This is a genomic window from Microbispora sp. NPDC049125 (genome assembly GCF_040802045.1).
Classification (GTDB): domain Bacteria; phylum Actinomycetota; class Actinomycetes; order Streptosporangiales; family Streptosporangiaceae; genus Microbispora.
This window is the reverse complement of record NZ_JBEZDW010000048.1, coordinates 35735-56178: the sequence shown is the minus strand read 5'-3', so window position 1 is coordinate 56178 and position 20444 is coordinate 35735. Positions and strand designations below refer to the sequence as shown.

Here is a 20444-nt window from a genome sequence, read left to right as displayed (position 1 = left end):
AAGCCGTTCAACCCCATCTCCCTGGCCATCGGCGCCGAAGCCGGGTTCGTCGCCCGCACCATCGACTCCGACCGCAAACACCTGCAAAGCGTGCTGCGCGAAGCCACCGCGCACCGCGGCGCCTCACTGGTGGAGATCTACCAAAACTGCAACATCTTCAACGACGGCGCCTTCGACGCCCTCAAAGACCCCGGCACCCGCGACCAGATCACCGTGAAACTGGAGCACGGCCACCCGATCGTCTTCGGCACCGGCGACAACGAAAAGGCCGTACGACTCGCCCGCACCGGCGGCGTCGAAGTCGTCCCCCGCGCCGAGATCACCGACGACGAGATCCTCATCCACGACGCCCACAACCCCGACCCGTCACTGGCCTTCGCCCTATCCCGGCTGGACGACCCCGCATTCCAGCACGTCCCGATCGGCGTCTTCCGCTCCATCGACCGACCGGCCTACGACCAACTCCTCAACGAACAACTCCAGGCCGCGACCGCCGACAAGGGCCCAGGCCAGCTCAACGACCTGCTCCTCAGCACGGGCACCTGGCGCATCCGCTGACCGCAGGCGGCGACGGGCCCTGGGCGGTCAATGTTCCCGGGCCCGTCGCCGGTTCCGTCGAGCACGCGGTGGCGCGGAGGGCATCGCGCGCGGGCGGCCCGGCGGCACCGTCTTCGTCAGGGGCCCGCGTAGTCGTTCTTCCCGCCCGGCACGTAGTCGCAGATCGGCTCACGGGGAGGCTGCCCGCGGAAATCAGCGGCAGCCACCTCGCCGGATGGCCGTTGCCGGGCTTCACCGGTCGGGGGCGGTCAGGTGGTGCAGGAGTTTGCGTGCCAGGGCGTCCAGGGTGGTCAGTTCCCGGGGTGTGAGGCCGGCCAGCAGGGCGGTGACGTTCGCGGTGTGCCGCGTCATGGCGGCGTCGACGGCGGCGTAGCCCTGTTCGGTGAGGCGGATCTGGAAGCTACGCCGGTCGGCGCGGTCCAGGGAGCGCTCGATCATCCCGGCGGACTCCAGGGCGCTGCCGGCCGGCGCGTCGGCCACCGGTGGCCTGCTGGGAGTCAGCCGCACGACCTTGGGGCGAGGCAGGGACGGCGCGACCTCGCACTATCACCGCGGCTCGGCCGAGTTGTTCTTCGTCCTGGACGGGCGGCTGCAGGTCCTGGCGGGCGATGAGGTGACGGAGGTCGAGGCCGGCGGCACCCTCGTGGTCCCGCCGCACACCGTCCACGCCTTCGCGGCCGCTCCCGGGTCAGGTTCCGGCACGCTGATCGTGATCACCCCGGGGGTGGAGCGGTTCGCCTGCTTCCGCCTGCTGGAACGCGTCCGCCGCGGCCACGCCGCCCCCCAGGATCTGCTGGCGGTCCAAGACCGCTTCGACACCCACTTCGTCGACAGCACCCCCTGGCGCCGGACTCGCGCAGCCACCTGACCGCCTCCTCGCCCTTGCCGGCACCGAGCCGCACGCATCCTGGGGAGGCATCACGCGAAAGATCATCGCTTCCGCCTACACCACTCTCGACGGCTTCATCGACAATCCACACGAGTGGTCCCCGAGCCACAACAGCGAGGACGCCATGGCCTACGCCCTGGCCCTGACCACCGGCTGCGACGCGCTGCTGCTGGGCCGCGTCATCTACGAGGGCATGGCTCAGGCCTGGCCGAACACGGGCGGCAACCCCTACGCCGACCACGTCAACGCCATGGCCAAGTACGTGGTGGCCTCCCAGCCGGTCGACACCTCCGCGTGGAACCCCACCGTCGTCGTCCCGGGCGACGACTTCACCGCCGGGATCACCAAGCTCATGGAGCAGGACGGCGGCGACATCCTCATCTGGGGCAACGGCCGCCTCACCGACCACCTGGCCACGGCCGGGCTGCTCGACGAGTACCGGATCTGGATCCACCCCGTCCTCAAGGGCCGGGGCGAGCCGCTGTTCCGCCCCGGAAGCGTCACCGGCGTGAAACTCGCCGGCACCACCACTTTCACCTCCGGCGTCACGGTCCTCGCCTACGAGCCGACCTCTGGTCGAACGCCGCGCGCGTACGTCGCCGGGGGTTGCGATCTCCTGCCCTCCGGCCCTGCTGGAGTACCCGCGGCCTGCCGCGGTTCATCGCGGAACGCCTCCTCGGGCAGACCCGGGATCTGGCCGGATGCGCCGGACCGGCTGTGGGGAGAGCGTGCGTGTGGGGAGAGCGTGCGTGTGGGAGGCGCGAGTTTCCCGGCGCCACGTCCTGATGCGGCGAGCACGCCGTCGGGTCGCCTACTGGTCGGGCGGGAGCGCACGAGGCCGGGCGGGGCGGTCAGCGCGAGCGCTTCCCGCAGAGGACGCTTCGGCTCCGGCTACGACGGTGGTGACGTCACCAGCCGGCGGCGGATGCGGATGCGGGCGGCATTGACGTTCTCCCACGATTGTGCGGGGGCGGTGACCCGGGAATACCACGACGAATTCACCGCATTTTCCAGCTCGCGTTTCCGGTCGAATCACCGGGCGGGGATTTACAGATGACCGGTCTGCGTGTGCCAGTGCTCGTTGGCGCTGATCGTCCAGTGCGCCCCATGTCCGGAGGCTGCGACGAGCACGAGCGCGGATGCGGCCAGAAGGCACAACGCGATAAGGAACACGGCCGTGAGGGAATTGATGGAGGAGCGTGCGTGCATTTAACTCACCCTTTTCACCTTGCCGACTTTTTCCCTTACGTCGCCGATATTATGGAAGCGGAATACTCGTTCTATACCGGCGCTCTACCACGCCACTTCCAAAGTGCGGTATCGGCCTCTCCCGTCACGGGCCCGCCGCCCCCGGGTAAGCCGGGAACGCTCGACGTCAAGCCACCGGATCGCGCGGCGGCCACCGGCCGAGGGACGGCGACCTGCCCGGCGTCGACTCCGGGGCGGAGCTGGACGGGCGACGCCGCCGTCGCCCTCCTGGGAGCCGGTGAGGAGCCGCCACACGGCCGGCCGCCGCGGCGATGGGGCCGGTCGGCGACGGGCTTGTCCACAGCGGGCCGGAGCACCTATGACCCGTCGCCTGTCGCATGACACACTCACGATCGGCGATCGACGGCGATCACCGGTGTCCCTCACATCCAATCCGCGCGCCGCCGGCGACTCCCCCTCGGGCCGCGCGAGAAAGGAATCATGATGAGCCAACCAGCGCAGCGCCTGGGCGTCGTCGCCGAGTCGGCGCCGGGCGAGACCCGGGTCGCGGCCACCCCGGCCACCGTGCGCCAGCTGATCTCGCTCGGCTACGAGGTGATCGTCGAATCCGGCGCCGGCACGCGGTCGAGCTTCGCCGACAGCGCGTACGCCGAGGCCGGGGCGCGGATCGGCGACCGCGAGCAGGCGTGGGGAGCAGACGTCGTGGTCAAGGTCGACTCCCCGGACGAGGACGAGATCGCCGCGCTCCACGACGGTGCCACGCTGGTCGCCCTGATCGGCCCGGCGGTGAACACCGGCCTGGTGGACGCCCTCGCGCGGCGGCCGATCACCGTGCTCGCGATGGACGCCGTGCCACGCATCTCCCGCGCGCAGGCGCTCGACGTGCTCAGCTCGATGGCCAACATCGCGGGCTACCGCGCCGTCATCGAGGCGGCCCACGTGTTCGGGCGGCTCTTCACCGGCCAGGTGACCGCCGCCGGAAAGGTCCCCCCGGCCAAGGTCCTGGTCGCGGGCGCGGGCGTCGCCGGGCTCGCGGCGATAGCGACGGCCACCAGCCTGGGCGCGATCGTGCGGGCCACCGACCCGCGTCCCGAGGTCGCCGAGCAGGTGCGCTCGCTGGGCGGCGAGTTCCTCGCCGTCGAGGTCCCGCAGGAGAGCGGCGCGGACGGGTACGCCCGGGCGACCTCGGAGGACTACGACCGCCGCGCCGCCGAGATGTACGCCGAGCAGGCCGCCGACGTGGACATCGTCATCACCACCGCGCTGGTCCCCGGGCGTCCGGCGCCGAGGCTGCTCACCGAAGAGCACGTGGCGAGCATGCGCCCGGGCAGCGTCATCGTCGACATGGCCGCCGCGATGGGCGGCAACGTCGCCGGCACCCGCGCCGGCGAGGCGGTCGTCACCGGCAACGGCGTGACCATCATCGGCTACACCGACCTCGCCGGGCGGCTGCCGGCGCAGGCCTCGCAGCTCTACGGCACCAACGTCGTCAACCTGATGAAGCTGCTCACCCCGGGCAAGGACGGCCGGCTCGTGCTGGACTTCGACGATGTGGTGCAGCGCGCGATGACCGTCGTGCGCGACGGCGAGAAGACCTGGCCTCCTCCCCCCGTCCCGGTGAGCGCGGCACCCGCGGGCGCTAGGCCCGCGTCCGCCGAGAGGGTCCCGCCCCCGCCGAGCCGGCGCCACCTGTTGACCGGCGCCGTGGCCGTCGCCCTGTTCCTGCTGACGGCGTTCTCACCGGACGAGCTGATCGGGCACCTCACCGTCTTCGTCCTGGCGATCGTGATCGGCTACTACGTCATCGGAAACGTGCACCACGCGCTGCACACTCCGCTGATGTCGATCACCAACGCCATATCGGGGATCATCGTCGTCGGCGCGCTGCTGCAGATCGGTCACCCGCACACGGCGGTCACCGCCCTGTCGTTCGTCGCGATCCTGCTCGCGAGCATCAACATCTTCGGCGGCTTCGCCGTGACCCGGCGCATGCTCGGCATGTTCTCGAGGAGCTGACCGTGACTGTCGAAACGGCCGCGCAGGCCGCCTACATCGTCGCCGCCCTGCTGTTCATCCTCAGCCTCGCCGGGCTGTCCCGTCACGAGACGTCGCGCTCCGGTGTCGCGCTCGGGATCTGCGGCATGGTGATCGCGCTCGCGGCGACGATCGCCGGCGCCGCCTCCGGCCTCACCACGACCGGGATCGTCCTGCTCGTGGCCGCCATGGCGATCGGCGCCGCCATCGGGCTCTGGCGCGCTCGCATCGTCGAGATGACCGGCATGCCGGAGCTGATCGCCATCCTGCACAGCTTCGTCGGGCTCGCCGCCGTCCTCGTCGGCTGGAACGGCTACCTCCAGGTCGAGGCGAACGGCGCGGCGGCCGGCGAGGTCGCCGGCTCGCTGCTGGGCATCCATCACGCCGAGGTCTCCATCGGGGTGATCATCGGGGCGCTGACCTTCACCGGGTCCGTCGTCGCGTTCCTCAAGCTGTCGGGCCGGATCGACTCCAGCCCGATGATGCTCCCCGGCAAGAACTACCTGAACCTGGGCGCGATCGCCGCGTTCGCCGTCCTCACCGTGCTCTTCGTCATCTCCCCGGGCCTCGGGCTGCTCATCGCGCTGACCACCGTGGCCCTGCTGCTGGGATGGCACCTGGTCGCCTCCATCGGCGGCGGCGACATGCCCGTCGTCGTCTCGATGCTCAACAGCTATTCGGGATGGGCGGCGGCGGCGTCCGGATTCCTGCTCGACAACAACCTGCTCATCGTCACGGGCGCCCTCGTCGGGTCGTCCGGCGCCTACCTGTCGTACATCATGTGCCAGGCGATGAACCGCTCGTTCATCTCCGTGATCGCCGGAGGTTTCGGCATCGAGATGGCCTCCGCCGACGCGGGCGACTACGGCGAGCACCGGGAGATCACCGCCGCCGACACCGCCGAGCTGCTGAAGGACGCCAAGTCGGTGATCATCACCCCGGGGTACGGCATGGCGGTCGCGCAGGCACAGTATCCGGTCGCCGAGCTCACCCGCAGACTGCGTGAACGCGGCGTCGACGTCCGGTTCGGCATCCACCCGGTCGCCGGCCGCCTGCCCGGCCACATGAACGTCCTGCTCGCCGAGGCCAAGGTGCCGTACGACATCGTCCTCGAACTGGACGAGATCAACGACGACTTCCCCGGCACGTCCGTCGTCCTGGTCATCGGCGCCAACGACACCGTCAACCCCGCGGCCATCGACGACCCGGCCAGCCCCATCGCCGGCATGCCCGTGCTGCACGTGTGGGAGGCGGAGGACGTCATCGTCTTCAAGCGGTCGATGGCCCCCGGGTACGCCGGCGTGCAGAACCCGCTGTTCTTCCGGGACAACAGCCGGATGCTGTTCGGCGACGCCAGGCAGCGCGTCGAGGAGATCGTCGCCGCGCTCTGAAGTGAGGCGAGGTCAGACGCGCCGGCGGCGGCGCGCCCAGCCGAAGAGCGAGCGCCGCTCGCGCGGCGGCTGGGCCGCAGGCGGGGCGGGGGCCGCCGCGGGAGGTGCCGGCTGCCGCTGTCTCCAGTCCCGTACGACGTCGTCGGCGTCGAAGGGCAGCACGACGACCGGCGGGCCGGACAATCCCTTCCGGGTCCCCTCCACGATCTTGTCGTTGATCTGGCCGATGATCTGGCGCACCTCGGCCTCCGTACGCGCCAGCAGGGCCGCGGCGAGAGCCTCCTCGGCCTCCTTGCGCAGGGCCAGCGTGCCGGGCAGCGGGAACGACAGGTTCTCGGCGCGGAGCTTCTGCTTGATCCACCACATCTCGTCGTCCGGCCTGCCCAGGCCGGGAATGGGCTTGCCGGCGCCGGGCAGGTCGTCGAACTCGCCGCGCTCGGTGGCCTCGCGGATCTGCCGGTCGATCCACGTCTCGAAGCCGACACCAGGGGGCTTTCGCTCGGTCATGGCGGCACCTCCACGTCCAGCCGGATCACCCCGAGGATAACCGCGCACCTTTCCCGCCCGTTCACCAGCATCCAGGAGCCGGGAACGCGGACCGCCCCGGCTCACCCGGGTGGGCGTGGAGCCGGGGCGGTGATCTACGGCTTGGCGGTGTCCTTGGGCCCGGGCTTGAGTCCGGGCTTGGGTCCGCGCTTGGAGTCACCCGGGGGGCCGCTCGGGACGTCGGTCGTACAGGTCAGCGGGGCGTCGTCGGGCGCCAGGCTCATCGTGACCCCTACCCGGCTCGGGGAGTCGGGCTGGTAGCCGGCCGTCCGCATGCCGATGATCAGCTTGGTCGCCGGGGGCATCGCCGACGGCGTGATGACCATCACGGGGGTGTCGCCCTGCTTCTCCTGCCCGACGACCTTCTGGAGGGCCGAATCCAGGGTCTGCGACGGCTCCGACGGCCGGCACCACTTGTTGATCGTGATCTGGGCGGGGACGCCGGCCTGGGCCAGAGTCCGCTGCATGATCTCCGGATCCAGCGACTCCTTCTTGGTCATCTTCACGGTGACCGTGCCGTCGGGGTTGGTGTCCACAGAGAAAGCGGCGAGATGCACGTGCACCTCGTTGCCGGCGGCCACGGGCGGAGTGCTCACCGGAGGGCTGTCGACCACCAGTGTGAACGCCACGCCCGCCGCCAGCGCGGCGCCGGCCGCCGCCCCCGCGACTCCGCGGCGCCGGCGGCGAGACCGGCCCGCCGCCACGACCTGCTGCACCGGCGTGCGCATGCGCACCCCGTCCATCCCGTCGCGCACTACACCCAGCACATCGTTGTCATTCATCGTCGGCCCTCCTGGCTGTCGGATGTTGCGAGGTCTCCGCGCAACGCCGCGACGGCGCGCGACAGATGTGCGGAGACGGTTCCCGGAGCGATCCCGAGGGTCCTGGCCACGGTGTCGGTGTCCAGATCGAGGAAGACACGCAAGGCGACCACCTCCCGCTGCCGTCGCGGCAGCCGCCGCAGCGCCAGCAGCAGAGCCGGGTCCACCCCGGCCTCCGCCGGTTCCACGACTTCGCGGTCGGTCAGGGCCACCTCGTTGCGGCGCCGCCGCCACCAGGAGACCCGGGTGTTCAGCGCCACCCGGACGATCCAGGCGCGTGGCGACGGATGCAGGCTCACCTTCCGCCACGACATCCACGCCCGCGTGAACGCCTCAGCGACCAGGTCCTCCGCCAGCTGCCGGTCGCCCGTGGCGGCCACCACCGCCCGGAGACAGACATCCCGGCTTCCCCGGTAAAACTCCTCGAATTCCAGATGCTCCACATCCCGTATACGCAACGACCCAGCCAAACACTTACATACGTTTTCGGGCCCCGCTCTCGTCCCAGGCGGGCGTACGGGTGCGGCCGCGTCGCGTTGCCGCGCACGGGAGAGCGGGGATCACGCGGTCACCCCGTCTGTGGCGTCAGCCGTGGAGCCAGCCGCTCGCGCGGGCGGTGGCGGACGCGACGCGCAGCAGCCGCGTGACGGCCGGCCGGCCTGGGCGGCCCCGGGTCAGTAAGTGGATCTCTATGGTCGCGGCTGGGACCAGGGGCCGCCACACCAGTCCGGCCGGTAGGCCGGGCACCGTGGACTCGCCGACGATGGAGACGGCCCCGCCGTTCGCCACGGGGGTGTGCGCGGTGTCGAAGGTCAGCCGCCGCGCAAGCCTCGGCTCGACTGCGGCGCGGGCGAGAATGCTCATGATCGCGTCGTAGTGTCCGGCGTTGGCCTCGCGCGGGTGAACGAGCAGGGTCTCACCGGCCAGTGCGGCGGCATCGACGACGGGACCGCCGGCGAGGGGATGGTGCCGGGACATCAGGACGCCCTGCCGCTCCAGCCGGACGAGGGTGCGCACCAGTTCCGGAGTGGGCGGTGGACAGCGGACCAGCCCGGCGTCCAGCGTCCCGTCGGCGACGGCCGCCACGATCTCGGCCGTGGGCAGCAGGCGTGTGGTCGTGATGATGCCGGGGTGCCGCCCGGTCAGCGCCGCCAGGAGGACGGGGGCGGTCTCATAGCTGGTGCTGGTGCCGTATCCGATGGACAGGGTGCCCTGCTCGCCCTCGGCGATGCCGCGGATGTCGCGCCACAGCCGGTCGGCCTCCTCGCACAGCGCCGCCCCGCGCTCCATCAGCAGCAGCCCCGCCTCGGTGGGCTCGACCGAGTGGGTGGTGCGGTCGAGGAGGCGGACGCCCAGCTCCTGCTCCAGCTGCCGGATCTGCCGGCTCAACGCGGGCTGGGCGATGTGCAGCCGCTCGGCGGCGCGGGTGAAGTTCCGGTCCTGGGCGACGGCCAGGAAGTACCGGATGCGGCGCAGCTCGGACATGCCGATGAGCATAGGACGGGCTCGAACAGCGACGATGCCGGTCCGGTCTGAGCTCATCGCGAACCGGACTTTCCCCTCCAGACGGTGCTCTTCCTAGGGTTCACATGCCGGAGACAACAGCACCAGAAAGGGCCTGTGCACATGAGCTCCCACGACCTCACCGCGACGAGCAGAGCCGTCGTCCTGCGGTACATGGACGCCCTGGCGGCGGGTGACTTCACGGCGCTGCGCGCTTTCTTCGGGCCGGAGTCCACGTGGACCCTCGCCGGTGACCTGCCGTTGTCGAGAACGTGGACGGGGCCGGAGGAGATCTTCGACGAGTTCGTGCCCGCGATGATCGGCCGGCTGGTGCCCGAGTCGATGGAGTTCGAGTTCGAGGGCCTGATCGGCGAGGGCGACCAGGTGCTGGCGGAATGGAACACCCGGGGCCTCACCCGGTCAGGCGGCCGGTACGACCAGCACTGCCTGGCGGTGTTCACCGTCCGCGACGGCCGGATCGTGGCGGTCCGCGAGTACCTCGACACCCTGCATGCCCAGACCGTCGTCTTCGCCTGAGCGGTTCGCAACCCGATTCGCAGACGACCCGATTCACAGACAAGGGGACGAGATTGATGAAGGCCGTGCTGCCCGGATCGCTGCCCGGATCCGGGTCCGACGCCGGCAAGCCGGTGGTCTTCGGTGACGCCGCCGAGCCCGAGCCCGGGGACGGCGAACTGGTCGTCGCCGTCGAGGCGTATTCCGTCAACCGGGGTGAGACCTTCCAGCTCGACGGCCGGCTCGATCGACGCCGGCCGGGCTGGCGCCCCGGCAAGGACGTGGCGGGGAAGGTCGTGCGGGCCGCCGCCGACGGCAGCGGCCCCCCAGCCGGCATCCGGGTGGTGGCCCATCCGCCCGCATACGGCTGGGCGGAGCGGGTGGCCGTTCCCACCGGCAACGTCGCCGAACTGCCGGACAGCGTGGACGCGGTGACCGCTGCCGCACTTCCTCTCGCGGGGATCACCGCGTTGCGGCTGCTCCGCGTCGCCGGCCCCATCGCCGGACGGCGGGTGCTGCTCACCGGGGCGAGCGGCGGTGTCGGCCACTACGTGACCGAACTGGCGGCCTCCTCAGGCGCCATGGTCACGGTGGTGAGCGCGACCGCCGGGCGCGGCGCCCGGCTGCTGGAGCTGGGAGCGGCAAAGCTGACGACATCGGTGGCCGATGCCCAGGGGCCGTTCGACATCGTGCTGGAATCGGTCGGCGGCGCGTCACTGCCGGCGGCGCTGGCCCGGCTGGCCCCGGGGGGACTTCTCGTGTGGTTCGGCCAGGCCAGCCGCACGCCGGTGACGCTCGACTTCTTCGACTTCTTCAAAGGCCCCAGCCGGGCCCGGATCGAGCATTTCGACTACACCGTCTCCGACACGTCCTACGGTGAAGACCTCGCCACGCTGGTCCGGCTGGTGGCCCGCGGACGACTGCACCCGGAGATCGACTCCGTCCGGGACTGGTCCAGGACCGATGAGGTGATCACCGACCTGCGCGGCCGCAGGGTGCGCGGCAACGCCGTCCTGACCGTGGGATGACACGCGTACCGAAGTGGCCGCGGATCCGGAGTGGCGGGGCGGCCCTGGTTCGAGTCGCCTGAGGAAAAGTCACCCCAGAGCTTGACCTTGCCCCAGGGGCAGGGTTCGAGCATGGCTGCATGAACGCAAACGAACACACCGCGAGTCACCAGGACGACCGTGCGACCGATCTTGACGTCGGCCGTGCCACAAGGCAGAAGGGACACGACGTGCTGCCGGAGTTCGTCGAGGCGACGGCCACGCGGTTCGGCATCCCCGGCGTCGCCGTCGGGGTGTGGGCCGACGGTCGGGAGGCCTTCTCGTGCCACGGCGTGACGAGCCTCGACAACCCATTGCCCGTCGACCGCGACACGCTGTTCGAGCTCGGCTCGGTCACGAAGACCTACACCGCGACCGCGCTGATGCGCCTGGTCGCCGACGGCCGGGTCGCCCTGGACGCGCCGGTCCGCCGGTACGTTCCCGAGCTCGTGCTCGCCGACGAGCGGGCCACGGCGGAGGTCACGGTGTCGCACCTGCTCAACCACACCTCGGGGCTGGACTGGGCGATCCTCGCCGACACCGGTGAGGGCGATGACGCGCTGGCCGCTCATGTGGCGCGGATGGCCGAGCTGAACCTGATCGCACCGCCCGGCGTCAGACCCTCCTACAGCCAGGCGGGATACAACCTGGCCGGGCGGGTCATCGAGAAGGTCACCGGCCTGACGTACGAACGGGCCGTCGCCTCGCTGGTGCTCGAGCCACTGGGGCTGTCGCACAGTTTCTACAACAACGGCGACGTCATGACACGGCGGTTCGCCGTGGGCCACAACCTCGACGAGGACGGAACCCTGGCCGTCGCACGGCTGTGGAAGCGCTGGCGTGCCAACAACCCCGGCGGCGGCCTGATGTCCTCGGTGGCGGACCAGATCCGCTGGGCCCGGTTTCATCTCGGTGACGGGCGCGGCGAGGGCGACGCCCGGGTCCTGCCCGCCGAGGTGCTGCACCGGATGAGGCAGCCGACCGTGGAGTTGCGTGGCACCACGCTGGGCGACGCCTTCGGTATCTGCTGGTTCCTGCGCGATGTGGACGGTGTCCGCACCGTCGGGCACGGCGGGTCGGCGCACGGCCAGTTCGCCGAGTTGCTGATCGTGCCTGAACGCGATTTCGCCGTCGTCTCGCTGACGAACGCCGGACCGAACGGCATCCCGTTCAACCAGACCGTCGTCCGCTGGGCGCTTGAGCACTATCTGGGAGTCGTCGAGCGCGACCCGGAGCCGTCGCCCTACGACCCGGCGCGGGCCGCGGAGGTCGCCGGCAGGTACGACAACGACGCCATGACCCTCGTGATCGCCGCCGGCCCGGCGGGGATGACACTCACGGTCGGGATCAAACCGGAGATCCGCGCCGCGTCGGACAGCGAAATGCCTCCGGACTACGCGCTGGCCGCCATGGGCCTGCTGCCCGGCGACGGCGACGAGTACATCATCACCGAAGGCGGCTTGCAGGGGCAGCGCGGCTTCTTCACCCGCGACGAAGGCGGCGCGATCACCGGCATCGACCTCGCCGGCCGGGTGTCCACCCGGGTCGCGCCGGCCTGAGCGGCCGCGCCGCGGTTCGCCGTGATACCCACGACATGATGTACGTCCCGGGACGATGACCTGGTCGATGGGAGACCGACGCAAATGATCACTATCGGCCAGCTCGCCGGCTACGCGGGCGTGACGATCAAGACCGTGCGCCATTACCACCAGCGCGGACTGCTCGCGGAGCCGCCGCGCGACGCGTCGGGCTACCGGCGCTACAGCGCGCAGCACGCCATCGACCTGGTCAAGATAAAGACGCTCGCCGAGGCCGGTGTGCCGCTTGCCCGCATCGACGAGTTGTTCGCCGCCGACCCCGACCGGTTCGCCGCGGCGATCAGCGAGATCGATCGCGACCTGCAGGCACGGGCAGAAAAGCTTCTCCGCACCCGGGAGCGGCTCGCCCAGCTCAACACGGGCGACCGGCTGTTCGTCTCGGCGGAGGTCGCCGACTACCTCGACCAACTGCGGAACATCGGCGTCAGCCGGCGCGCGGTGCAGATGGAACGCGACGGGTGGATCCTGCTGCGGTCGGTCTCACCGGAACAGGCGGCCGTCTGGCTCGCCGACAAATGCGACGCGATCAGCGACCCGGAGTTCCGCGCCATCTACCTCGACTACGACGCGGCCTTCGACTGGCCCCCGGACGACCCACGCCTCGGCGCGCTGGCCGACCGCGCCCAGCGGTGGCTGGCCAGCCGGCGCGGCACGCCCGAGGACGGAGAGGCGTCGGTGGACGACCCGACCGTGGCCCGGTTGATCGAGACATCGGCCGGCATCTCATCGCCGGCCTGGAGCAGGCTCAATGAGATCGCCAAAGAGCGCGAGGCGGGACGGTGAACCGCCACCCGGCCGGCGGCGTCCATGATCAAGGGGGCGGCAGCGTGTAAGTGCCGGTGGTCGACCGTACTGACACGGGCATGAGCGTCGCGGCTCAGGCGGCGAAAAGGAGGAGCAGGCCCATCACGGTGTAGACCACCATCAGCAGGAGCAGGGGAATCTGCCCGAGTACGGCCGTACGCCGGGGGAACAGGGCCAGCGCGCGGTCGTGGGCCAGTACGGTCCCCAGCACGTGGCCGACGACGATGACCGTGACCTGGAGGGTGGCGACTCCCGCAGGTGTGGTGCCGAGCGCCTGGATGGTCCAGCCGGCGGTGCCCAGCCAGTCGGCTCCGGTGTCCAGCGGGTCGGACAGCAGGGCGATGGTCCGCTGCCCTTCCAGAAGGAACAGGGTGTAGTAGTGGGCGACGAGGTATCCGACGGCTATCGGGACGATCGAGTGGGCGATCTCACCCGGCGTCGTGCCGGGCCGGGCCGCGCCCCATCGGCCGGCGAGTACGGTCGCGGTCCGGTAGGCCACGAGCACCAGAGCGATGACGGTGATCAGGCCCACGGTGCCCGTGACCGGGGCCGGCACCGAGCTTTCCTGCACGAAGCGCACCCATATCGGGGCGTTGGACAGGCTGTCGTACATGGTGGAGCCCAGGAGCACGACGACCAGTGCCGTCAGTCCCGGCGCCGGTCGTAGCTCGGCCATGCCGTCGAGGGAGTTGCGCCAGGCGACGACGCCGTCGCGGCGTCTGGCCGCCGGGGCGAGCCTGCCCACGAGGTCGCTGTAGACCTCGAACGGATCCGCGTGGCCGAACCACCGGGAGCCGAAGACGACCGCTCCGGCGAGCGTGAGCACGGCGTAGACCGCGAGCCAGGCCCCGATGACCGGCAGGGTGGCCCGCTCGGGAGCCACCAGCTCCAGCCAGACGAAGGCGAACAGGCCGGCGCAGCCAGGCCAGTAGCCGACGCCCGGAGGCAGCGGTCGCAGGCCGAGCTCGGGGTCGCGTCCGAGCCCCTTGCAGGCCAGCAGGTGCAGCGTCCGCAGCGGGTTCAGGCCGCGCCACACCGGCCCGAACAGCAGTGACAGCGGCACCAGGCCGACCCAGAACAGTACGTAGAACGCCCCGGCCGTGGGGTTGTCCTCCCGGTCGGGGCCGAAGATCAACCCGATGCAGAAGTAGGCCGCGGCGACGAGCCCGGCGATTCGCCAGATCCATCTCCAGACCGGCCCCGTCACCGCCGTCTGGATGACGGTGGGCAGCGAGCGGACAGCGGCGAGGGCGCCGCCCAGCCGCGGTTCCTTCCACAGGGCGCCGAGCGCCACGAACGACACCAGCAGTGCGAGGACCGCGCCGGCCAGCGCGGCCGAGAACGGGATCGGCAGATCCTGACGGCCGCCGACGCCGTGAGCCAGCAGCATCCCGCCGGCCTAACGCACGAGGAGCTGGAACAGCTGAAGCCCCGACTCGTGGGTCTCCATCTCGAACAGCCCCGTCTCGTCGGCGACGAACTCGATGCTCGCGGGACTGCCGGGCTTAAGCTCGGCCTCCTTGTCGTACCCGTGCAGGTGCGCCTCATCGGCGGCGTCGCCGGTCACCGTGATCCGCACCGTCTGGCCCTTGGTCACCTCGATCCGTCCCGGCGGCGGCGTGACCTTCCGACCGGCGATGGTCACGGTGATCTCCTTCACGGCCGGGCCGGTGGAAGCGGGAGCCTCCGACGGGCTGGGGGCCGCAGGAGCCGGCTCGGTGGCAGCCGGGGCAGCCTGGGTGGCCGGGGCAGCCGACTGGGCAGGGGAGGCGGCCTGTGACCCGCCACAGGCCGACGCGGCCATCAGCAGGGCAACACCTAGCACGGCGAGCAGCGGGCGCACGCGTGCAGAGGCGATCGTCATGGGATCTCCTGAGAGGGGCGGGGACAGTCAGCGTCGCCTGGTCGATTTGGGGCGTTGCCGGGTGCGTGAGGCCGGCGCGCGTGAGGGCGCCTTGCTCTGCGGACGGCCTGAAGGTCGCCTGGCGGCCGCAGCGGCGGGCGCGGGCCGTCGCGCCGCCCGCGCCACCAGGACGCCCGCTCCCACGACGAGGACCGCGGGCACCAGCCACACCGACAGCCCGGTGCCGGAGTCTGCGGACTGCGCTGTCGGGGCGGCAGGACCGGCGGTGCCGGTCTCCGGAACCGCGGCCTGACTGCCGCCGGTCTCGGGCACCGGAGCCTGGCTTCCGCCGGTCTCGGGCACCGCGGCCGGGCTCCCGCCGGCCTGGGGCATCACCGGGCCCAGCGCCGCCGGGCTCCCGCCGGTCTCGGGCACCGGAGCCTGGCTGCCGCTTCCCGGCTGGGGCGAGGCGAGCAGGAGGGGGTCGGGCTCGTTGTCCGGAGCCTTCCAGCCCTTGGGCGGCCCCGAAGTCCTGCCCTTATAGGTGAACCGCAGCTCTCCCCGCACCGGCTCCCCGTCGGACGCGATCGACAGATACTTGACGACGTACTCGCCCCGCTCCGGCCAGTAGGCGACCGGGATCTCCGCCGGGAATCCGGTGTTGTACACCTTCGGCACCCACACCCCGTCGACGAGGTTGAACTCCTGGACCGGCTTGTCGAGGCGCTTGGGCTGACCGTGCGTCCAGGGCCCGTCGAGCCGGGCACCGCTGGGGGCCGTGACCGCGAAGTACGCGTTCGGGGCGGGGGTCTCGGTGAAGTAGAGCTCGACGGACTTCATCGGCTCGCGCACCGTGCTGTCCTTGACCGGTGTCGACAGCGCGAGCTGGCCGTGGGCGGAAGCGGGCGCCGCCAGGGCGGCCATCGCCGCCACACCGACGACGACCGGCAGAAGCAACCGGCCCAGCCAGCGTGCCATCGTCACTTCTGCTCTCCATGGAGTACGGCCCCTGGATGGGGAGATACCACTCGTACCGGTGCGACCTGTTGCACCGAGATTAACGACTTTCCACCCGAATGATCGGAACTTGATGCATTCGCAACAAAAGTACGGCTTTGGCAGTGAGATGGAGGTAGCCGCCGCCCAACCGCGACAGAGGCGCCGCCCGCGGCCCGCGGGAGCTCGCGCGCGGGCCCGCTCCAGAGCCGGGCGACGGCCGGCCCCCGTACTCAGGCGCTCAAGCCGGGGCGGCCCGCCCGGCGCGGCCGATCCTCGAAACGACGGACGAGCTCGGAGACCCGGGGTTCGGATTGTCGTGCACCTCGGGCATCACGCCTCCCGGACGCTGAATGCGGCGCGGTGGTGGCGGGGCGCCTCGACCTCGTCGAGCAGCGCGATCGCGAAGTCCGCGTACGTGATCCGGCTGACCGGGTCGCCGTGATCCGCGACCCGGTATCGCCCGGTGCGCGTACCGTCCCGGTCGAAGTCGCCCGCGGGTGCCACGTACGCCCAATCCAGGTCGCAGGTCCGAAGCTCATCGAGGCCTGCGGCGTGGCCGAGGCAGAAGGCGCGGTACTCGTTCGGGTAGCCGGGCTCGTCCATCAGCGGAGCACCGGACGCCCCGGGCATGATCGATGCGAGTCCGACCACCACCAGGCGGGGCACGCCCGCCTTCGCCAGGCCGGTGGCCAGGGCGCGGGACGACGCGGTGAAGAAATCGTGCGATGACACCGACAGGTCCACGGCGGCGCTGATGGCGGCGTCATGCCCGGCGGCCGCACGCTCGACGCCGACCGGGTCCGTGACGTCGCCCGCCACCACCCGCACGTCACCCAGGTCGCTGTGGTCTGCAGGGACGCGCACCACGGCGGTGACCTGGTGGCCGCGCCGGCGCGCCTCCCCGACCGCCTGCCGCCCGGCCCGGCCACCTGCGCCGAAGATCACGATGTTCATGGCGAACCGCCTCTCACCAGGGCCGGAGCCCGTTCGTCCGGCCGATTTCCAGGACGCTATCCGGAGCCGCGGTTACCGCCGGGATACCGGTTATCGTGAGGCCATGAGGGAACCCCTGCCCGCCGACATGTTCGACGAGCTGTGCCCGTCGGCGCTCAACCCGATCCGGTTCGGCGACAAGTGGGCGCCGCTCGTCATCCATTGCCTGGAGCACGGGCCACGCCGGTTCTCCGAGCTGCGCGTACCTCTGAAGCGCGTCACTCCCAAGGTCCTCACCCAGTCGCTGCGGTCACTCGAACGGGACGGTCTGGTCAAGCGCACCGCCTACGCCGGGGCCACCCCCCATGTCGCGTACGAGCTGACTCCGCTCGGCCGCAGCATGCTCGAACCGATGGCGGTCGCCTATGCCTGGGTGGAGGAGCACTGGGAGGAACTGCTCGACGCCCGCGAGTCGTACGACGACCGCGCCCACGTCGACCGCGCCGGCTGACGCCCTGCGGCACGTGCCCACGCGTACGCCGCCGCCTTTCCCGCCCCACGTGCTCCCCCGCCGCGTACGACCCCGCCGCGTACGACCGCCCCCCGTACGACCCCGCCGCCGTACGACCCCGCCGCCGTACAACCCCGCCGCCGTACGGCCGCGCCGCGCGGGCCGCCTTAGCGGGGGCCGAGACCGGTACGGCCGTCAATGAGCTCCCGGGCGGCGTCGAGATGGCCCAGATGACGGGCGGTCTCTTCGATCATGTGCAGAACGATCCCGCGCAGATCGCTGACCTCGTCGTCCCCCCGGCCGCTTCCGTGCCGTCCCACCGGCTTCGCGTCCAGCGGCGTGGTGGCCAGAATGGCGTTGGCCCGTTCGCACTGCTCCCGGTAGAAGGCGAACACCTCCGCGACCGGATGCTCCGCGGTCAGCGCCTCCCCGTCGTCATCCGGCCATGGCACCTCGGTCGGGGTTCCGCGGAACACCGTCTGGAACCAGTGGCGCTCGGCATAGCCCAGATGCTTGATCAGCCCGAGCGGTGTCCAGCCTGACGGCAGGACTGAGGTTCGCAGCTGCTCCTCGGTGAGTCCGTCGAGGATCGCCAGCGCGCTGGTCCGCTGGGCGTCGAGATAGTGCCGCAAAGCAGCTGCTTCGGTCGTCATCGTGCTGGTGGGAGCCACGGCCGTCCTCTCGGGATACGCAGTCCAGGTGATACACCCATGGACTATTCCAGTTCCGAGGAATACGGGGAAATTCGTGGCCGTTGGGGGCGGACCCGCAGCGCTGCCGGCCTGCCCGGCAAGGACTGGGCTCATCACGAGCAGCGGAACGAGTCGCCGCCGAACCTCGTGCACCCATGACGCACTCCGTGACCGTACGCCGTGACCGTACGCCGCCGGTACGGGTCCGGGGCGTCAGTCACGCGACGTATCCGCGTGCGGAGCAATCGGACGGACCACGGCTGCGCCGGCGATGACACGACGTGACGCAGGCGACCGTCCACGACGTTCTTGTTTGCCGCGGTCTTCTTCGCCGCGGTGAACCTCCTCATCGGTGACTTCCAGAGGGCGGCTCCAGGGACGTGGTGTCTGTCCGCAGGTCCGCCCCGCACCTTGGGCCGCCGGATGGTGGCCCAGGTCAGTTGTTAACGCTCACACTTGCTGCCTGTCGCGGTTCTTTCTCTGTCGGAATGGCTGTGGTGGCAGGTCGGAGCCAACACGAGACGAAGAAGCGACGTCAAGGACGGCACCTCGCGCCCAGGGAGGTTCGGCGGACCGGCGTGCGGCTCATCAGGCGTTATCCAGGGGTGCCACCCGTGACGGCGAAGGCGTGGCTCTGAAACTTTCTTAGAGGGCTTGACACATTTCGGCCTGGTTTCCAGACTGTGTCCCCGAGGCGGATTCCTCCTGCCATGTGGTGGTGAGCGGTGAGGACCGCCGTCCGCGACGCCCTTGTGGTGTGCGTTCCCTGATCACGGGACGCGGCGTCGATCGCGCGGGGTGACCCCCGCGTGTCCGCTTTCCTGCAACGGCTCCATCGCCGCCGGCGGCTCCACGACCTTCGGGTTCACCGCGAACGGCACCTCGGCCCACCCCGGCCACTGCCCGCACCGGCCTCTGACGGCGGCCGGACATGATGATGAGGAGAACACAGATGCGCCTGCCATGGCGAACGCGGACACCGCGCCGCTCCGCCGTCACACCGACGGCGCCGTCCCGATCGGCCGTGCGCCGCGGCTTGACGATCACCACGATCCCGGTCCTGCTGGCGACGACCGGCCTGCTGGCCACGCAGCCCGCGCAGGCGGCCGTCACCTGCCGGGTCGACTACACCATCACTTCGAACTGGCCAGGCGGCTTCGGCGCCAGCGTCACCATCAACAATCTCGGTGACGCGGTCAACGGCTGGCAGCTGACCTGGTCCTTCGGCGCCGGCCAGCAGATCACTCAGATCTGGAACGCCACCCAGACCCAGTCCGGCTCGTCGGTGACCGCCACCAACGTCTCGTACAACGCCTCCATCCCCTCCGGCGGCAGCGCCAACTTCGGGTTCAACGGCTCGTGGAACGGGAGCAACCCCCAGCCCGCGTCGTTCTCCCTGAACGGCGTGGCCTGCACCGGCACCCCCGGCACCCCGACTCCCACACCGACCCCGACGCCGACTCCCACCCCGAGCCCCACGCCGACACCGTCTCCCAGCCCGACCCCGTCTCCCAGCCCGACCCCGACACCGAGCCCCACGCCGACACCGACACCGAACTCGTGTCCTCTTCCGTCGTCGTACCGGTGGACCTCGACGGGCGCGCTGGCGACCCCGAAGTCCGGGTGGGTCTCGCTGAAGGACTTCACCAACGTCGTCTACAACGGCAAGCACCTGGTCTACGCCACGACGCACGACAACGGATCGAGCTGGGGCTCGATGAACTTCGGCCTGTTCACCAACTGGTCGGACATGGCCTCCGCCACCCAGACCAAGATGAACTCCGGCACCGTCGCCCCCACGCTGTTCTACTTCGCGCCCAAGAACATCTGGGTGCTGGCCTACCAGTGGGGCGGGACCGCCTTCTCCTACCGGACCTCCAGCGACCCCACCAACGCCAACGGCTGGTCGGCGCAGCAGACCCTGTCCACCGCGAGCATCTCCGGCTCGGGCACCGGGCCGATCGACCAGACGGTCATCGGTGACGGCCAGAACATGTACCTGTTCTTCGCCGGCGACAACGGCAAGATCTACCGGCAGAGCATGCCCATCGGCAACTTCCCCGGCAGCTTCGGCTCCAACTACACGCAGATCATGAGCGACACGACGAACAACCTGTTCGAAGGCGTTCAGGTCTACAAGGTCCAGGGCCAGAACCAGTACCTCATGCTGGTGGAGTCGATCGGCTCGCGGGGCCGCTACTTCCGCTCCTACACGGCCACCAGCCTGGGCGGGTCGTGGACGCCGCAGGCCACCAGCGAGAGCAACCCCTTCGCCGGCAAGGCCAACAGCGGTGCCACCTGGACCGACGACATCAGCCACGGCGACCTGGTCCGCAACAACCCCGACCAGACCTTTACCGTGGACGCCTGCAACCTGCAGCTGCTCTACCAGGGTCGTTCCCCCAGCTCCAACGGCGTGGACTACGGCCTGCTGCCCTACCGGCCGGGCGTGCTGACACTCCAGCGCTGACGGTGTGACGCCGGTCCACCCCGGGTGGTCCCGACTGGCGGTCGGGATCGGGTGGATCTGGAGCGGGCGGGCTCGGCGATA

Annotated in this window: 21 protein-coding genes and 1 pseudogene; 11 read left to right on the top strand and 11 right to left on the bottom strand. The window is 70.6% G+C overall.

Annotated elements, in window-relative coordinates; genetic code table 11:
• Window positions 1-558: pseudogene (locus AB0B72_RS35865) on the top strand (2-oxoacid:ferredoxin oxidoreductase subunit beta); the annotation flags it as partial.
• A 231-nt stretch (window positions 559-789) separates the two neighbouring features.
• Here the strand turns inward: AB0B72_RS35865 and AB0B72_RS35860 are convergent.
• The gene (locus AB0B72_RS35860) at window positions 790-1065 is read right to left on the bottom strand and encodes a MarR family winged helix-turn-helix transcriptional regulator (RefSeq protein WP_367743933.1); all 276 of its coding nucleotides are present in this window, start codon (window positions 1063-1065) and stop codon (window positions 790-792) included.
• Window positions 1066-1069: 4 nt separating this feature from the next.
• On the opposite strand from AB0B72_RS35860, the gene AB0B72_RS35855 reads away from it, so the two are divergent.
• Window positions 1070-1426: a cupin domain-containing protein gene (locus AB0B72_RS35855; RefSeq protein ID WP_367743932.1), complete on the top strand. Its 357-nt coding sequence runs from the start codon at window positions 1070-1072 to the stop codon at window positions 1424-1426.
• Window positions 1347-2504, top strand: coding sequence for a dihydrofolate reductase family protein (locus tag AB0B72_RS35850; RefSeq protein WP_367743937.1), 1158 nt, complete (start codon window positions 1347-1349; stop codon window positions 2502-2504). The genes AB0B72_RS35855 and AB0B72_RS35850 overlap by 80 nt, the downstream gene beginning before the upstream one ends.
• On the opposite strand, the gene AB0B72_RS35845 is transcribed toward AB0B72_RS35850, so the two are convergent.
• Window positions 2495-2656 carry a hypothetical protein gene (locus AB0B72_RS35845; protein WP_367743931.1) on the bottom strand — a complete coding sequence of 54 codons (162 nt, stop codon included), beginning with the start codon at window positions 2654-2656 and terminating at the stop codon, window positions 2495-2497. The genes AB0B72_RS35850 and AB0B72_RS35845 overlap by 10 nt on opposite strands.
• A 480-nt stretch (window positions 2657-3136) precedes the next feature.
• On the opposite strand from AB0B72_RS35845, the gene AB0B72_RS35840 reads away from it, so the two are divergent.
• Window positions 3137-4672, top strand: a complete 1536-nt coding sequence (locus AB0B72_RS35840) for a Re/Si-specific NAD(P)(+) transhydrogenase subunit alpha (protein WP_367743930.1) — start codon at window positions 3137-3139, stop codon at window positions 4670-4672.
• Window positions 4673-4674: 2 nt separating this feature from the next.
• On the top strand, window positions 4675-6081 hold the full coding sequence (gene pntB, locus AB0B72_RS35835; protein ID WP_367743929.1) for a Re/Si-specific NAD(P)(+) transhydrogenase subunit beta: 1407 nt from the start codon (window positions 4675-4677) through the stop codon (window positions 6079-6081).
• Between the two features lie 12 nt (window positions 6082-6093).
• On the opposite strand, the gene AB0B72_RS35830 is transcribed toward pntB, so the two are convergent.
• The 4 genes from AB0B72_RS35830 to AB0B72_RS35815 all read right to left on the bottom strand — a co-directional run bounded on the left by AB0B72_RS35830 (window position 6094) and on the right by AB0B72_RS35815 (window position 8933).
• Window positions 6094-6588: a DUF1992 domain-containing protein gene (locus tag AB0B72_RS35830; protein ID WP_367743927.1), complete on the bottom strand. Its 495-nt coding sequence runs from the start codon at window positions 6586-6588 to the stop codon at window positions 6094-6096.
• A gap of 134 nt (window positions 6589-6722) precedes the next feature.
• Entirely contained in the window at window positions 6723-7409 is a 687-nt protein-coding gene (locus tag AB0B72_RS35825) for a hypothetical protein (RefSeq protein ID WP_367743926.1), read from the bottom strand.
• Window positions 7406-7891 carry a sigma-70 family RNA polymerase sigma factor gene (locus tag AB0B72_RS35820; RefSeq protein WP_367743936.1) on the bottom strand — a complete coding sequence of 162 codons (486 nt, stop codon included), beginning with the start codon at window positions 7889-7891 and terminating at the stop codon, window positions 7406-7408. The genes AB0B72_RS35825 and AB0B72_RS35820 overlap by 4 nt, the downstream gene beginning before the upstream one ends.
• A gap of 142 nt (window positions 7892-8033) precedes the next feature.
• Entirely contained in the window at window positions 8034-8933 is a 900-nt protein-coding gene (locus AB0B72_RS35815; protein WP_367743925.1) for a LysR family transcriptional regulator, read from the bottom strand.
• Between the two features lie 141 nt (window positions 8934-9074).
• Here AB0B72_RS35815 and AB0B72_RS35810 point away from each other — a divergent pair, with 141 nt between their 5' ends.
• From AB0B72_RS35810 to AB0B72_RS35795, 4 genes are all read left to right on the top strand, one after another.
• Entirely contained in the window at window positions 9075-9488 is a 414-nt protein-coding gene (locus tag AB0B72_RS35810; RefSeq protein ID WP_367743924.1) for a nuclear transport factor 2 family protein, read from the top strand.
• Between the two features lie 56 nt (window positions 9489-9544).
• Window positions 9545-10495, top strand: a complete 951-nt coding sequence (locus tag AB0B72_RS35805) for a zinc-binding dehydrogenase (protein WP_367743923.1) — start codon at window positions 9545-9547, stop codon at window positions 10493-10495.
• A gap of 119 nt (window positions 10496-10614) precedes the next feature.
• Window positions 10615-12072: a serine hydrolase domain-containing protein gene (locus tag AB0B72_RS35800; RefSeq protein ID WP_367743922.1), complete on the top strand. Its 1458-nt coding sequence runs from the start codon at window positions 10615-10617 to the stop codon at window positions 12070-12072.
• 84 nt (window positions 12073-12156) lie between these two features.
• Complete coding sequence (locus AB0B72_RS35795) at window positions 12157-12894, top strand: MerR family transcriptional regulator (protein WP_367743921.1); 738 nt, start codon at window positions 12157-12159, stop codon at window positions 12892-12894.
• 94 nt (window positions 12895-12988) lie between these two features.
• On the opposite strand, the gene AB0B72_RS35790 is transcribed toward AB0B72_RS35795, so the two are convergent.
• The 4 genes from AB0B72_RS35790 to AB0B72_RS35775 all read right to left on the bottom strand — a co-directional run bounded on the left by AB0B72_RS35790 (window position 12989) and on the right by AB0B72_RS35775 (window position 16711).
• Complete coding sequence (locus AB0B72_RS35790) at window positions 12989-14305, bottom strand: hypothetical protein (RefSeq protein WP_367743920.1); 1317 nt, start codon at window positions 14303-14305, stop codon at window positions 12989-12991.
• A gap of 9 nt (window positions 14306-14314) precedes the next feature.
• On the bottom strand, window positions 14315-14779 hold the full coding sequence (locus tag AB0B72_RS35785) for a hypothetical protein (RefSeq protein WP_367743919.1): 465 nt from the start codon (window positions 14777-14779) through the stop codon (window positions 14315-14317).
• 27 nt (window positions 14780-14806) lie between these two features.
• Window positions 14807-15736: a copper resistance protein CopC gene (locus tag AB0B72_RS35780; protein WP_367743935.1), complete on the bottom strand. Its 930-nt coding sequence runs from the start codon at window positions 15734-15736 to the stop codon at window positions 14807-14809.
• Between the two features lie 351 nt (window positions 15737-16087).
• Window positions 16088-16711, bottom strand: a complete 624-nt coding sequence (locus AB0B72_RS35775; RefSeq protein WP_367743918.1) for an NAD(P)-dependent oxidoreductase — start codon at window positions 16709-16711, stop codon at window positions 16088-16090.
• Window positions 16712-16814: 103 nt separating this feature from the next.
• Here AB0B72_RS35775 and AB0B72_RS35770 point away from each other — a divergent pair, with 103 nt between their 5' ends.
• A complete protein-coding gene (locus AB0B72_RS35770; protein WP_367743917.1) occupies window positions 16815-17201 on the top strand; it encodes a winged helix-turn-helix transcriptional regulator in 387 nt (128 codons plus the stop codon).
• Between the two features lie 167 nt (window positions 17202-17368).
• Here the strand turns inward: AB0B72_RS35770 and AB0B72_RS35765 are convergent, their stop codons facing one another.
• Entirely contained in the window at window positions 17369-17872 is a 504-nt protein-coding gene (locus tag AB0B72_RS35765) for a DinB family protein (RefSeq protein ID WP_367743916.1), read from the bottom strand.
• A gap of 973 nt (window positions 17873-18845) precedes the next feature.
• Between AB0B72_RS35765 and AB0B72_RS35760 the strand changes: the two genes are divergently transcribed.
• On the top strand, window positions 18846-20363 hold the full coding sequence (locus tag AB0B72_RS35760) for a non-reducing end alpha-L-arabinofuranosidase family hydrolase (protein WP_367743915.1): 1518 nt from the start codon (window positions 18846-18848) through the stop codon (window positions 20361-20363).
• Window positions 20364-20444: the final 81 nt, after the last annotated feature.

Bases quoted from the DNA above. Each gene is read 5' to 3' on its own strand.
- AB0B72_RS35825 (WP_367743926.1), bottom strand. From the start codon at position 7,409: ATGAATGACAACGATGTGCTGGGTGTAGTGCGCGACGGGATGGACGGG.
- AB0B72_RS35770 (WP_367743917.1), top strand. From the start codon at position 16,815: ATGAGGGAACCCCTGCCCGCCGACATGTTCGACGAGCTGTGCCCGTCG.
- AB0B72_RS35810 (WP_367743924.1), top strand. From the start codon at position 9,075: ATGAGCTCCCACGACCTCACCGCGACGAGCAGAGCCGTCGTCCTGCGG.
- AB0B72_RS35790 (WP_367743920.1), bottom strand. From the start codon at position 14,305: ATGCTGCTGGCTCACGGCGTCGGCGGCCGTCAGGATCTGCCGATCCCG.
- AB0B72_RS35840 (WP_367743930.1), top strand. From the start codon at position 3,137: ATGATGAGCCAACCAGCGCAGCGCCTGGGCGTCGTCGCCGAGTCGGCG.
- AB0B72_RS35780 (WP_367743935.1), bottom strand. From the start codon at position 15,736: ATGGCACGCTGGCTGGGCCGGTTGCTTCTGCCGGTCGTCGTCGGTGTG.
- AB0B72_RS35795 (WP_367743921.1), top strand. From the start codon at position 12,157: ATGATCACTATCGGCCAGCTCGCCGGCTACGCGGGCGTGACGATCAAG.
- AB0B72_RS35830 (WP_367743927.1), bottom strand. From the start codon at position 6,588: ATGACCGAGCGAAAGCCCCCTGGTGTCGGCTTCGAGACGTGGATCGAC.
- AB0B72_RS35760 (WP_367743915.1), top strand. From the start codon at position 18,846: ATGCGCCTGCCATGGCGAACGCGGACACCGCGCCGCTCCGCCGTCACA.
- AB0B72_RS35800 (WP_367743922.1), top strand. From the start codon at position 10,615: ATGAACGCAAACGAACACACCGCGAGTCACCAGGACGACCGTGCGACC.
- AB0B72_RS35815 (WP_367743925.1), bottom strand. From the start codon at position 8,933: ATGTCCGAGCTGCGCCGCATCCGGTACTTCCTGGCCGTCGCCCAGGAC.
- AB0B72_RS35775 (WP_367743918.1), bottom strand. From the start codon at position 16,711: ATGAACATCGTGATCTTCGGCGCAGGTGGCCGGGCCGGGCGGCAGGCG.
- AB0B72_RS35785 (WP_367743919.1), bottom strand. From the start codon at position 14,779: ATGACGATCGCCTCTGCACGCGTGCGCCCGCTGCTCGCCGTGCTAGGT.
- AB0B72_RS35805 (WP_367743923.1), top strand. From the start codon at position 9,545: ATGAAGGCCGTGCTGCCCGGATCGCTGCCCGGATCCGGGTCCGACGCC.
- AB0B72_RS35845 (WP_367743931.1), bottom strand. From the start codon at position 2,656: ATGCACGCACGCTCCTCCATCAATTCCCTCACGGCCGTGTTCCTTATC.